This is a genomic window from Paludibacter sp. (genome assembly GCF_009712605.1).
GTDB lineage: Bacteria > Bacteroidota > Bacteroidia > Bacteroidales > Paludibacteraceae > Microbacter.
On sequence record NZ_WASO01000010.1, the window covers coordinates 194,468 to 207,094 of the forward strand.

The window sequence follows — 12,627 nt, forward strand, 5'->3', positions numbered from 1 at the left end:
ATGATGGTAATAATTTGAATATTTATCTAAGTTGTATCTTCTTTCCTATTTCACCGACAAAAATGTAGGTTTAATGGTAATCATAATAAATGCCCATTGTGGAAATTTCTGATCGACATTTGTCTTCAGTTTCTTCACCGACGACACCAATGCATTGGCAAAATATCCGCTCCAGCCCCCTTGTAGATTCATCACCGAAGATACCGGATATGTAAATGTCAAATCAAGTTCAGAGCCCAATCCTTTATGATTGAATGTTTTCACCTGCTGCTGTGCCATACTGAAGGCATGATACGAAGCTTCTGCTTTCAGCTTCGAACCGATGGTTATTTCCGGACCAAAATAGAGATCGACTAAACCGCCCGATGGAAGCGATTTCCAATACTCCATGGCTCCATTGAACGAATGGTTTGATCCAAAGAGTTTATTAAAAGTGTGATCTTCTGTTGTTGCCAAATCGTATTTAGAACCCGAAAAATAGTCGGCACCGGCATTAATAGCTACGGCTTTAGATGCTTTTGCCTGAGTTTTGAAGGCCAATAAATAAGCATCCAGCTTCTTACCTGTAGTTCCATGACCGAACTGATAGTAACCCGTTCCGTAAAATGTAACGGGAAAAGACTCTGCCGAATAGCCCAGATTTCCGCCAAGAGTATTGCGGTACCACCGCTTATTATCATTCACATTGGCCTGTGTATTGGTTCGCTGGTAGCCTTCATTTACCCAAAGCGACGTAAGATTAAAGTTACCCAACGGCTTGGAAGCCCAGAGGTAGGTCATCGATTTGTAGGTTGTTGAGTAAGCGGTTTCCTGATACACATCACTGGCATTATTCCAGGCGGCACCCAGATGCAGTGTAAAATCCGTCGCGGTATATTTCATCAGCAACAAGTCGTGGGCATTACCCGTATTGCTCCAGTTGCTTGCCGAAAACAACCGCTTATCGTCATATTCTATTGCCTGACGCCCCATGGCAACCGAAATGCCGGGAGCCAGCAGGTATTCGCCCCAAGCCTCATACACACCGAACGTACTCGTGCTTAACGCTGTAGGAGCCGTCTGTCCGAACACATGCGTATCCTGCAATACCAGTTTGGCCTTCATTACATTCGAAGTGTAAGCCAGATTTAACCTCGACCGCATCACCGTGACAAGTGCAGTTCCCAACGAATCGTACAAAGGAGTCACTGCACCGCTGCGGACTTCGGTTCGCGTACGCATTTCCCCTCCGATGGTGATTGCCTGTGCGGTAGCTTTCTCTACCGCTGCAGAAGCAATAACCACGACTAACAACCCAACAATCAATCTTGTACCCATAACAACAACTTATTTTAGGATTAATAATAAATCACTTTTAATCATCGATATACACTTCAAAGAATAACGTTTTTCAAAAAAAAGCCCGAAGGCTTACAGAAAACAAAACAGCATGGCTTCGCCTGTTTTTTGAATATATTCGTTGTGAAGAGCCTGCAATTTTTCGTATCGCTCAATCAGATTCGCTCCGAACGGAGTCAGATCGGCACCACCACCGTTTGTTCCACCCCGTTTGCGGGTTACCACCGGCAATGGCGACAGTCGGTTCATTTGCTCCACAAACGACCAGGCCTGCTGATACGACATCCGTATCTCCTTCGAAGCTGCCAGAATAGATCCAGTCGATTTGATTTTCCGCAGCAAATCAACCCTGCGGGGAGTCAAAAAACACTCTCCGCTTTTCTGAATTTCAAGTTCTGCTCTGATACTAAAAGGATGCCTCATGCTGTTTATTTCTTGTTATTCACAAAAACAAATAACGTGCCACAAACCACTATTCACTGTATATCAATATATTGTGATTTATTGCAAATTCATACACCTACTTTTGCGTACAAAAAAGCAGCTTCATTCTACAAAAATGTAGCCCGGTAAAGCATCAACAATAACCCTCAAAATCGGCCTTGCGCAGGGATGAAAAAAGTGTACCTTTGTCGGAGAATTTACCAGACGAAAATGACTAAAATCGGTTTTTTATCGGACACGCACGGATACCTCGATCCCCGTGTTTTCGAGCACTTCGAATCGTGCGACGAGATATGGCACGGTGGCGATATCGGCACCATAGAAATCGTTGACCGGTTGAAGGAATTCAAACCCTTAAAAGCGGTTCACGGTAATATAGACAGTTACGACATCCGGCTTTGTTGTCCGACCGTTTTACGCTTCACCTGCGAAAAGATCAACGTTTTACTGACACATATCGGCGGCTATCCCAACCATTTCAGTCTGGAAGCAAAAGCATTACTCAAACAGGAAGTTCCCGACCTGTTTGCCTGCGGACATTCGCATATTCTGAAAGTGCAATACGACCATCATTTACGGATGCTTTGCGTCAATCCCGGAGCAGCAGGGCGCTACGGGTTTCATACAGTACAAACGCTGTTGCGGTTTTCTATCGATGAGCGTAACATCAACGACATGGAAGTGATTGAGTTGGCCCCACCCTCGTTAAGAAAAGTTTAAATTGCAAGAAATCGGGGCTCTTTTTTGACAATCGACCATTTTCAACTACCTTTGCACTATCAAATCGAAAGACAAACACCAGACCATCTGGTCTGATAACACTAACAAATACCGCTATTTATGACTCAATCTGATATTTCTTTGCACAAAAGACTGACCATCGCATTGGTGGCACACGATCGTCGCAAAGTCGACATGGTAGAATGGGCAACCTACAATGCCGAAATGCTGTCCAAACATAAGATTATTTGTACCGGCACCACCGGCGGACTTATCAAGGATGCTTTCGACAAGAAAGGAATTGAGGCCGACATCACCTGTGTAAATTCAGGTCCGATGGGTGGCGATGCCGAAATTGCAGCATTGGTAGCTCAAAAGAAAATCAATCTGGCCGTTTTCCTTATCGACGACCTTAACGCGCAACCGCACGAAGCTGACATTCAGATGTTGCTTCGTCAGTGCCGCATTCACAATGTGCCTATCGCATGCAACCGCTATAGTGCCGATTTAATGATTACCAGTTCTTTGTGGGACAATGAAGAGTATCAACCCAAAGAACCGAAGTATGTCTACTTCCACCGTGAAGAGCAACAATAACGAATCAATTTTATTTCTCTAACATTAATAAATTTCCGTTCCCCTTATCGTAGAAACGGAACCTGTAGAACTATGCAACTAAATCTCGCAATTCTCCCCGGTGATGGAATCGGACCCGAAATCGTAGAAGTAGCGTTGAACGTTACTAAAGCCGTGGCTGAAAAATTCGGTCATACACTCTCTTATGAATATGCTTTGGTAGGTGCTTGCGCTATCGACAAGACCGGCGCTCCTTACCCCGACGCAACGCATGCTCTGTGTATGAAATCGGATGCCGTCCTCTTCGGTGCCATCGGTGACCCGAAATATGACAACAATCCTTCTGCAAAAGTTCGTCCCGAACAGGGCTTACTCAAAATGCGCAAGGATCTGGGCCTTTTTGCCAATATCCGTCCGGTTTCTACTTTTGCGTCGTTACTTCACAAATCGCCGCTGCGTGCCGATTTGGTGGATGGTGCGGACTTTATGTGTATCCGCGAGCTCACCGGCGGTATGTACTTCGGTCGTCCGCAAGGCAGAAGCGAAGATGGCAACACCGCTTACGATACCTGCGTTTATACCCGCGAAGAGGTGGAACGCATCCTGCACCTGGCATTCAAGTTTGCAGGCCAACGCCGCAAAAAAGTGACTGTGGTTGACAAAGCCAACGTAATTGCAACATCGCGTTTGTGGAGACAGATTGCTCAGGAAATTGCTCCGCAGTACCCTGACATCGAAACCGAATATATGTTTGTGGATAACGCTGCAATGCGCATCATCCAATGGCCGAAAAGTTTCGACGTATTGGTAACCGAAAACCTTTTCGGCGACATCCTTACCGACGAAGCTTCCGTAATTACCGGTTCGTTGGGAATGTTGCCTTCGGCTTCTATCGGTATTCACACCTCGGTTTTCGAACCTATCCACGGATCGTACCCGCAGGCAGCCGGCAAAAACATTGCCAATCCGCTGGCTACTGTACTCTCGGCTGCTCTGATGTTCGAATACGCTTTCAACCTGATGGAAGAAGGCTCTCTGATTCGTAAAGCGGTAAATGCTTCACTCGAAGCAGACTTCGTTACCGAAGATATTTGCAGTAATGGCCAACCCCGCACAACAACAGAAGTGGGAGAATGGTTAGTGAAGTACATTCAAGGTTAAGCGATTGCATAACAAAATACGCTGTTTATTAAAGAGCGGTTTGAACGGACATTCTTCCTTTCAGACCGTTCATTTTCATCTTCTGATTGCCGGAACCTGTTTGTGGATATGTAACGGAATGGAAGCTAAAGCGCAAAACGTTGTCGATACGATAAAACCTTTGCACATTAGTACAGACCTAAAGAAGATGATTCGTTTTTCGGGGTATGTGCCGCCCCGTCGCTCCGGTCTGATTATCAGCGACAGCATCAAATTCAATGGAATCCAGACGGTGAAACAACTCACCATCAACCAATTCATAAAAATGACGCAAGCTGAAGAGGACAAATACAAAAAGTTAATGGAAGCCATTTACAAGCCCCTGCTTGAAGAGCAGCGACGCATCATTGAAAGCGGAGTAGGCAAAGGCACATTTCACTATAATGCAAAAGTTGGATATCAGGATCCACTGAAAATGCCAACCGAGCTACTGAACGAAAACACGCACACAGAAGACAAATACCAGTCGTGGCAAGCAAAAGAGGCCGAAGTCATGAAAAAGTACGAGAGGCCCCAAGACAAAGGCAACGACAAAAAATAGTGCCGCATTAGTTGCACGTAACAATTAATCTAAAGCAAATCTGATTACCATAACCAACACACTGTCATTACAATCACATTTGTAATGTTTTCGACATGATTGAAAAATTTCTTACCAAAACCGAATTCGAATCACTTGATGATTTCAGGCAGAACTTTCAGGTAGTGGTCCCTGAGAATTTTAATTTTGCCTACGATGTTGTTGATGAATGGGCGCGCATTGCTCCCGACAAAAGAGCTCTTTGCTGGACAAACGACCACGGCAAGCATATTGATTTTTCGTTTGCAGAAATGAAGCAATATAGCGATGCTACTGCCGCCTACTTTCAACAGCTGGGCATTGGCAAAGGAGATATGGTGATGCTGATTCTGAAACGGCGGTACGAATTTTGGTTTTCCATTTTAGCATTACACAAACTGGGAGCCGTCTGCATACCCGCCACTCACCTTCTCACGCCAAAAGACATTGTTTACCGCTGTAATGCAGCAAGTATCAAAATGATTGTTGCTGTAGGCGAAGAAGAAGTAATAAAACACGTCAACGGAGCGCTGAAAGACTCTCCCTCCATTACGCAATTGGTTTCCGTAGGTCCCGATCAACCCGAAGGCTGGAACGACTTTCACGAAGGTATCCGTAACGCTGCTCCGTTTGAGCATCCTGCCCAAAAGAACGAAAACGACGACATCTCACTGCTCTACTTCACATCGGGCACAACGGGCAATCCCAAAATGGTGATTCACGACTTCACCTATCCATTGGGACATATCGTAACTGCCTCATATTGGCACAATATCAATCAGGACAGCTTGCATTTAACCGTAGCCGACACCGGTTGGGGAAAGGCCGTATGGGGAAAACTCTACGGACAATGGATTGCCGGTGCAGCCATTTTTGTGTACGATCATGAAAAATTCACCCCGGCCGACGTACTTCACATGATCGAAAAATACAAGGTAACATCCTTTTGTGCTCCTCCAACGGTGTTCCGTTTCCTGATCCGCGAAGATTTGAAAAGCTACGACCTTTCGTCTCTTAAATATTGCACGATTGCAGGCGAGCCGCTTAATCCGGCCGTATACGAAGCGTTCTACAAAATAACGGGCATCAAACTGATGGAAGGTTTCGGCCAAACTGAAACTACGCTCACCATTGCCACATTCCCGTGGATGGAACCAAAACCGGGATCGATGGGAGTGCCTAACCCGGCCTACGATATGGACCTGATTACTGCCGACGGACGCTCTGCCGAAGATGGAGAACAGGGCGAAATCATCCTGCGCACCGATCGCTTCAAACCTGTAGGGCTCTTTATGGGTTATTACCGCGACGAAGCGTTGACCAAAAGCGTTTACGACAATCATATTTACCATACAGGTGACGTAGCCTGGCGTGACGAGGACGGCTATTACTGGTTTGTGGGCCGCACGGACGACGTGATCAAAAGCTCGGGCTACCGTATCGGTCCGTTCGAGGTAGAAAGCGCCCTGATGACTCACCCTGCTGTAGTGGAATGTGCCATCACCGGTGTACCCGACGAAGTGCGCGGACAGGTGGTGAAAGCTACCATCGTATTGTCGAAAGAATACAAGGATAAAGCAGGAGAAGCCCTGATCCACGAAATTCAGGATCATGTTAAGCGCGTGACAGCTCCTTACAAATATCCACGTGTAATTGAGTTTGTGGACGAATTGCCAAAAACCATCAGCGGAAAAATTCGCCGGGTGGAAATTCGTGGCAAAGACACCAGCGGAGAATAAGACCGTTAAGGTGCAAAATACTCACGTACAGATCAAAAAAAGAACAAAGCCAGGTTAAACCTGGCTTTGTTCTTTTTCCCATATTGATGAAATCGTTTTTACTTTTTCTTGCGGAGGTTGTTTATCTAACGCACAAAGTGAGATAAATCAGATCAGAAGATCCTCTAACTTTACAAAATCAAAGGCTCTTTTTTACCACCTTGGTTTCAGTAACCGATTTCAGTTCGATAGGCATATTCATTTCTTCTCCCGACTGGGGATTTTTCATTTTCATAGTCATCTTGACAGTCTGATCAAGATGTTGGGTACGAAGCCAGCCATCAGTAGCATCAACCGTCATGGTTCCATTTTGAGTACCATCAATTTGCATATCGACTTTCGCACCCATCTGTTCCATTTGCTTGGCTGCATTGAATATTGATGTTACATTCATGTTCAAGGTATTACCCTCAATAGATGCCAATTCGTAATTAGCCGTCAGATCCAGATTCATTGGAGTAGTCAATTGCGATTTGCACGACCATTTCGAGCCTTTTTCCAATTCAGTTTCGGGAATATAACCAAAAGTTTGATTCATAAATGATTTAATACCTCCGTCAGACGAAAACATAGGTACCAATTGCGCCATCGTTTTGTCATCACCGATTTTCTGAATAAAAGCATCCAGTCCTTCCACTTTCTCGACCTTTCCCAATGGAGTCACTTCCATTTTAATTACAGAACCTATTATCGATTTGAGTTTGTCAAAAATCGGATTTCCTCCTGTCTGAGAATCAAAACTTATCTGTTGCCCATTAGTTGAGATGTCCATCTTTATTTGTCCTACGGAATACTCAATAACATAGTTTTTAGACGGAAGAATATCGGCAACTTTATAAACCAATTGCATGTTCATCTTTTGGTCCATCTTGATTTGTTGCCCCATCATTTCCTGATCCATCTTCATGCTCATGTTCATGTTCATTTCATAACCCGAACCTTTTTGAAGATTAAGACGCAATGTGGTTTTTGCTGAAACGTGTAATGCAAAGCAAACTAAAGCCATTGCAAGGAGAAGCCGAATGTGTTTTCTGTGTTTCATGGTAAAATTAGAATAATTAACAAGTATTGAATTAAATATTTTTTTACAAAGAAACAAATTATATTTCAAACTGACGCATAAAAGTCACATAAAAAACGCCAACAATATCAACTTAGAAGTAATGAACATTATCAGAAAACAATTCACTGTTTCTCCGTCATATACTTCCAGTAACGCTTAGGCATCAGCTGTCTGTGTAATTTCGGATTGATGCGCTCTTTAATAGCCATCGACTTAAAGTAGGTTTTCCATAACTGCTGAAACAATTTTTCATCTTCCGCCATCAGAGCTTCATCGAGTTTACCTTCGGGGAATAGCGCCGAGGTTTCAAGGGTCATCTCGGTGACGGTTTTCAGATCGTAATAAAAACCGTAATCACGCTTGGTATCGTAGAGTATCCACTTCTGATCGGCAAAGCGATCCTGAAAATGATCAATCGCCAGAGGCAGGCAATTGTGATCGGGCGAAACGGGGGCAAAAAATACATCGTCGGCAGCTTTCTGAAACCGCACGAACTGAATCATCCGAAGTCGCTCCTTACTCACCTTCATGGCCAGCTTGTGAACTTTCAGCACTACCTCGTCGGCAAAATTCGTTTCAATAGTTCGTTTGCTGTCCACCGTTTTACGGATGTACTGAAACAATAGTTCGTCACTACCCTCCTCTTCCGACAACCACACATAAGTAAGCATGTTACAGGCATTGGCTGACAGCTTTTTTTCCAGCGACTTCCACACCCGCGCAGCTTTATCCGATTGCGTGATAACGGTAAAACTTTCTTCGGCAAACATCGGTTCGATATCGTCCGTACCCAGCAGTTTGTCCGGAAACGTTTTCCGAAAATAGGCATCGAAAACTGCAGTCAGTAATCCTTCGTAGGTTTTATCGTAACGAAAAACAATCATTTTGATTCTGGGTCAATTAATATCCAATGATAGTTTCCTACCATGTTGAGCAAAAATTATTCGCGAGGTCTTATTCGAAAATCAACGACAATTGTTGTTGATCTATCTGTTTTGACTTGGGGAGTTTCTTTTCGGTCAACACCTTTCGCACATATTCGGGCGAAGCTTCGTGCACCGTATGCACTGGCAATTCGTTGCAGGTAATAAAGTATTGTGCTTTCTTCATCACCACGCCCATCTTCTTCAACGCCGAACCGGTAATTTTAGCGTACCGCCGCGACATCACGATTAATTTAGCCGACTTAACCCCAATCCCCGGAATACGTAATATCAGCGAGTAATCGGCTTTATTTACATCCACAGGGAATACTTCGGGGTGCCGCAAAGCCCACGAAAGTTTCGGATCAATTTCCAAATCGAGATCGGGATAACGGTCGTCCACAATTTCATCCACCTTAAATTCGTAAAAGCGCATCAACCAATCGGCCTGATAGAGGCGATTTTCGCGCACCAAAGGAGGTTGCTTCAGCGCCGGCAAGCGGTTATCGTAACTATTAACAGGAATAAATCCTGAATAGTAAACCCGCTTCATACTCGGACGCTGATAAAGTGCTGCCGAAGTTTGAAGAATTTGCTTATCGTTTTCGCTGGTAGCTCCCACAATCATCTGCGTGCTCTGACCGGCAGGAGCAAAACGGGGTGCCGACCGAAATTTCCGTCGATCCTCCTTGTTCTCGAGCATTCCCTGCTGAATAAACGACATCGGCTTGTAAACGCTGGCGTGATCCTTTTCCGGGGCCAGCAACTTCAGATTTTGCTCCGTCGGGAACTCAACATTAACGCTAAGACGATCGGCGTATAATCCGGCCTCGCGCACCAACTGCTCACTCGCTCCCGGAATGCTCTTCATGTGGATATAGCCATTGAAACGGTGCACCGTCCGCAGGTCTTTAATTGCCCGCACCAATCGTTCCATAGTGTAGTCTGGATTGCGCACTACCCCTGAACTAAGAAACAACCCTTCGATGTAGTTGCGGCGATAAAACTCAATAGTCAACTCCACCAGTTCCGACACGCTGAAAGTAGCCCGTGGCAGGTCATTGCTCCGTCGGTTGATACAATAAGCGCAATCATAAATGCAATGATTGGTGAGCATAATCTTGAGCAACGACACGCATCGACCATCTTCTGTGAACGAATGACAAATACCCCACCCCTGCGCATTTCCTATTCCGCCGGGAATATTCTTACGCGTAGTACCGCTGGAGGCACACGACACGTCGTACTTTGCCGATTCTGCCAGCACTTTCAGTTTTTCGAGTATTGCTTCGTTCATTGAATACAAAGTAAGCCATTTTGAAGGAAACATCCGGCACCGGATTTCTTTTAAAAAAAAGGTTGTTGAAAAGTCGCTAACGAACAATCTTATCATAAATCATCTTCTCCAAAAACATATAATGGCAAGTATATTAAAAGTTCGCCCCAAAAGTTTTTATCAAACTTTTGGGGTGAACTTAAAGAAATCAGCAGATATTTATCCGCTCTTATTTAGCGAATTACATCTTTATCCGTTCTATTTTCAGTGAATCCAGATTGCGTGTTCCAAGGTGTAATGCTTCAGCTTTTGCAATGTGTCCAACGGCATTAATGTCCATTTTCTCCACCTGGTTGAAAAACTTAATAGAGGCTGTATCAGCAGCAACGATATTAGGAGAAACAATCAATGTTTTAAGAATTGCAGTATCGGATTCGTTCCGTCCCTGGGGACCGTTTTTGTATAGAATCCGGTAAGCATCCACAATGTTCAGAGCCGGACGTTTGGGATAGGTGCAAATGTCGGCAATACATTGTTGCAGATCCGAACTATGAAAGAAACCTCTGTCCCAAACAATACCCATATAGTTTTTCATTGATATGGACATCTTGGCTCCACCATGATTTTTAAGAATTGGCATATTAAACCAGACATCACATTCGAGTAATGCCTTATGGATCATAGCTTCTTTAAGCCGAACACCATTAGGAAGAGCTACCTTCTGATAGTGGCTCCCGTCATTTGCAGGCAACATTTCGCCTCCGGCACTTTCAACAGCCGCTTTTATCCCACTATTTCGGTAACAGTTATCCCATTGTTGACAGGTATGATCGAAAACCTGTACTTTTTTTGCTCCGGCAGCAAGGCATTTTTTCACCAAAGCTTTTACGAGCTCAGGATTCGTATTTGCTGCCAGATTGGGAGATTTATCCCAACCAATATTCGGCTTAATCACAACCGTTTGACCTTTCTTCACAAACGCCTGAACACCTCCGAATTTAGCAAGAGCCTTATCAAGCATAGCTGCAGGCTCACCACCCATCACGGCAACGAGATCGGGCGTGGAAGTTACTCTGACTTTATTATTTTGAAGGGCAGCTTCCAGCTTATAGAACCGTAAAGTCGAGGCTACACCGGTAATTGCTGCAGACAAAAGAAAATCACGACGTTTCATAGGCATGTAGAATTATTGGGTTGTTACATTTTTATTAGACGACATCAATGGCCTAAAGGTTTAATCGAAAACTACCGTACGATTCTGATAAGTCAGGATTTTTCGATCAATATGCTTTTCAACAGCACGCGAAAGCACTATCTTTTCCAGATCCCGACCTTTTCGAACCATACTTTCAATTGTATCCTTATGGGTCACTCTCACCACATCCTGGCCAATAATGGGACCTGCATCCAAATCGCTGGTGACATAGTGGCTTGTTGCTCCGATGATTTTCACTCCGCGTTCATGTGCTGCATGATATGGTTTCGCTCCCGCAAAGGCAGGAAGGAATGAATGATGTATGTTGATTATACGGTTCGGATAGCTATCAATCAACTGTGGAGATAACACCTGCATATAGCGGGCCAAAACCACGAAATTAATGTTGTATTGCTTCAGCAACTCCAGCTCCTTGGCTTCCTGCTCGGCCTTGTTCTCTTTATTGATAGGGAAAACAAAATAATCTATCCCGAATTGATCAGCTACCGGCTTCAGGTCGGGGTGATTGCTGATAATCAACGGAAGTTCCACATTCCATTCTCCGGCATGATAGCGTCCCAAAAGATCAAACAGACAGTGCGACATTTTAGAAACAAAGATAGCCATACGAGGCTTTGAATCCGAAAAATAAAGACGGAAATTCATACTGTAGCGTTTAGCCAGCAGCGTATCAATATAATCTTCTATTTCATCGCGTGGAATAATAAAATTATCGAGAGCCCATTCCACCCTCATAAAGAATATGTGGTCTTCTCTGTTTACGTACTGATCCAGATATAAAATATTACCTTTCTGCTGGTTGATAAAATCGGTAACAGCAGCAAGAATTCCCGGCCGGTCGGGGCAGTGAATCAGCAATACTGCGGTATTGTCGTTTGCCATAATATGAGCCTGTTTATATTTTAATTATTTTTTGTGCGTATCGGTAAGACGTTAAAGAATCCACGGGAACCGGAAACAGGTTTCATTGTAAAGGAAGTAGTCTGCATTTCCATTAACGGCCAGAGTTTTCACCATGGCAGCTCCGTTTTCAAGCAAAAGACATTTTGCAAATTCGACAGTTTTCCCCGTCTTTACCCGATCTTCTACTAACAAAATGCGCTTACTTTTCACATCAAAATCAATAGGTTGGAGTAATACAGGGGATGAATGTACCGGAACATGGTTTGAGTCACGTAGATTTATCTTTAGCAGAAACAACTCCAAACCCAGTTTTTGCCTGATCAGTTCAGCCGGAATTGTTGCTCCATTTGCTATAGCAATCACCAAATCGAATTGCTCATTGAATTCAATTACCCTGACTCGTTCCTGTATTTCGTTGAAATCTTTTTCCATAAAACCTAAAAGCGGGAACAAAAGTAACCATTTTTTCTGAGTAAGTAAACAAATGGAAGGAAAACAGCGGCTTTGATTCTATTTTATAACAAAACAGATTCAATTTGATTATCCTAATTGCAAATAACATCAGGATTCAAGACATATATAAACGCAAAAACGCTTCACATCGTAAGATGCAAAGCGTTTCGTAAAAGTG

13 protein-coding genes are annotated in these 12,627 nt (G+C 44.0%); 5 read left to right on the forward strand and 8 right to left on the reverse strand.

Annotated elements, in window-relative coordinates:
* Window positions 1-45: 45 nt before the first annotated feature.
* Both F8N35_RS09495 and F8N35_RS09500 read right to left on the reverse strand, forming a co-directional pair.
* Complete coding sequence (locus F8N35_RS09495; protein ID WP_293051899.1) at window positions 46-1,317, reverse strand: alginate export family protein; 1,272 nt, start codon at window positions 1,315-1,317, stop codon at window positions 46-48.
* A gap of 93 nt (window positions 1,318-1,410) precedes the next feature.
* Window positions 1,411-1,761, reverse strand: coding sequence for a LysR family transcriptional regulator (locus F8N35_RS09500; protein ID WP_293051902.1), 351 nt, complete (start codon window positions 1,759-1,761; stop codon window positions 1,411-1,413).
* 231 nt (window positions 1,762-1,992) lie between these two features.
* Between F8N35_RS09500 and F8N35_RS09505 the strand changes: the two genes are divergently transcribed.
* The 5 genes from F8N35_RS09505 to F8N35_RS09525 all read left to right on the forward strand — a co-directional run bounded on the left by F8N35_RS09505 (window position 1,993) and on the right by F8N35_RS09525 (window position 6,576).
* A complete protein-coding gene (locus tag F8N35_RS09505) occupies window positions 1,993-2,502 on the forward strand; it encodes a metallophosphoesterase family protein (RefSeq protein ID WP_293051905.1) in 510 nt (169 codons plus the stop codon).
* 120 nt (window positions 2,503-2,622) lie between these two features.
* On the forward strand, window positions 2,623-3,099 hold the full coding sequence (locus F8N35_RS09510; RefSeq protein WP_293051908.1) for a methylglyoxal synthase: 477 nt from the start codon (window positions 2,623-2,625) through the stop codon (window positions 3,097-3,099).
* Between the two features lie 72 nt (window positions 3,100-3,171).
* Complete coding sequence (gene leuB, locus F8N35_RS09515; RefSeq protein WP_293051911.1) at window positions 3,172-4,239, forward strand: 3-isopropylmalate dehydrogenase; 1,068 nt, start codon at window positions 3,172-3,174, stop codon at window positions 4,237-4,239.
* Window positions 4,240-4,279: 40 nt separating this feature from the next.
* A complete protein-coding gene (locus F8N35_RS09520; RefSeq protein WP_293051914.1) occupies window positions 4,280-4,819 on the forward strand; it encodes a hypothetical protein in 540 nt (179 codons plus the stop codon).
* A gap of 95 nt (window positions 4,820-4,914) precedes the next feature.
* Window positions 4,915-6,576, forward strand: coding sequence for an AMP-binding protein (locus F8N35_RS09525; RefSeq protein WP_293051917.1), 1,662 nt, complete (start codon window positions 4,915-4,917; stop codon window positions 6,574-6,576).
* Window positions 6,577-6,754: 178 nt separating this feature from the next.
* On the opposite strand, the gene F8N35_RS09530 is transcribed toward F8N35_RS09525, so the two are convergent.
* The 6 genes from F8N35_RS09530 to F8N35_RS09555 all read right to left on the reverse strand — a co-directional run bounded on the left by F8N35_RS09530 (window position 6,755) and on the right by F8N35_RS09555 (window position 12,428).
* The gene (locus tag F8N35_RS09530) at window positions 6,755-7,657 is read right to left on the reverse strand and encodes a DUF6263 family protein (protein ID WP_293051920.1); all 903 of its coding nucleotides are present in this window, start codon (window positions 7,655-7,657) and stop codon (window positions 6,755-6,757) included.
* A gap of 143 nt (window positions 7,658-7,800) precedes the next feature.
* Window positions 7,801-8,562, reverse strand: coding sequence for a TIGR03915 family putative DNA repair protein (locus tag F8N35_RS09535; protein WP_293051924.1), 762 nt, complete (start codon window positions 8,560-8,562; stop codon window positions 7,801-7,803).
* 70 nt (window positions 8,563-8,632) lie between these two features.
* Complete coding sequence (locus tag F8N35_RS09540; RefSeq protein WP_293051927.1) at window positions 8,633-9,898, reverse strand: putative DNA modification/repair radical SAM protein; 1,266 nt, start codon at window positions 9,896-9,898, stop codon at window positions 8,633-8,635.
* A 220-nt stretch (window positions 9,899-10,118) separates the two neighbouring features.
* Entirely contained in the window at window positions 10,119-11,051 is a 933-nt protein-coding gene (locus F8N35_RS09545; protein ID WP_293051930.1) for a DUF362 domain-containing protein, read from the reverse strand.
* 60 nt (window positions 11,052-11,111) lie between these two features.
* Entirely contained in the window at window positions 11,112-11,975 is an 864-nt protein-coding gene (purU, locus tag F8N35_RS09550; RefSeq protein WP_293051933.1) for a formyltetrahydrofolate deformylase, read from the reverse strand.
* A gap of 51 nt (window positions 11,976-12,026) precedes the next feature.
* Window positions 12,027-12,428, reverse strand: coding sequence for a phosphoribosyltransferase (locus F8N35_RS09555; protein WP_293051936.1), 402 nt, complete (start codon window positions 12,426-12,428; stop codon window positions 12,027-12,029).
* Between the last annotated feature and the right edge of the window lie 199 nt (window positions 12,429-12,627).

Coding starts and splice junctions, on each gene's coding strand:
- F8N35_RS09495 (WP_293051899.1), bottom strand. CDS start 1,317: ATGGGTACAAGATTGATTGTTGGGTTGTTAGTCGTGGTTATTGCTTCT.
- F8N35_RS09500 (WP_293051902.1), bottom strand. CDS start 1,761: ATGAGGCATCCTTTTAGTATCAGAGCAGAACTTGAAATTCAGAAAAGC.
- F8N35_RS09505 (WP_293051905.1), top strand. CDS start 1,993: ATGACTAAAATCGGTTTTTTATCGGACACGCACGGATACCTCGATCCC.
- F8N35_RS09510 (WP_293051908.1), top strand. CDS start 2,623: ATGACTCAATCTGATATTTCTTTGCACAAAAGACTGACCATCGCATTG.
- leuB (WP_293051911.1), top strand. CDS start 3,172: ATGCAACTAAATCTCGCAATTCTCCCCGGTGATGGAATCGGACCCGAA.
- F8N35_RS09525 (WP_293051917.1), top strand. CDS start 4,915: ATGATTGAAAAATTTCTTACCAAAACCGAATTCGAATCACTTGATGAT.
- F8N35_RS09530 (WP_293051920.1), bottom strand. CDS start 7,657: ATGAAACACAGAAAACACATTCGGCTTCTCCTTGCAATGGCTTTAGTT.
- F8N35_RS09535 (WP_293051924.1), bottom strand. CDS start 8,562: ATGATTGTTTTTCGTTACGATAAAACCTACGAAGGATTACTGACTGCA.
- F8N35_RS09540 (WP_293051927.1), bottom strand. CDS start 9,898: ATGAACGAAGCAATACTCGAAAAACTGAAAGTGCTGGCAGAATCGGCA.
- F8N35_RS09545 (WP_293051930.1), bottom strand. CDS start 11,051: ATGAAACGTCGTGATTTTCTTTTGTCTGCAGCAATTACCGGTGTAGCC.
- purU (WP_293051933.1), bottom strand. CDS start 11,975: ATGGCAAACGACAATACCGCAGTATTGCTGATTCACTGCCCCGACCGG.
- F8N35_RS09555 (WP_293051936.1), bottom strand. CDS start 12,428: ATGGAAAAAGATTTCAACGAAATACAGGAACGAGTCAGGGTAATTGAA.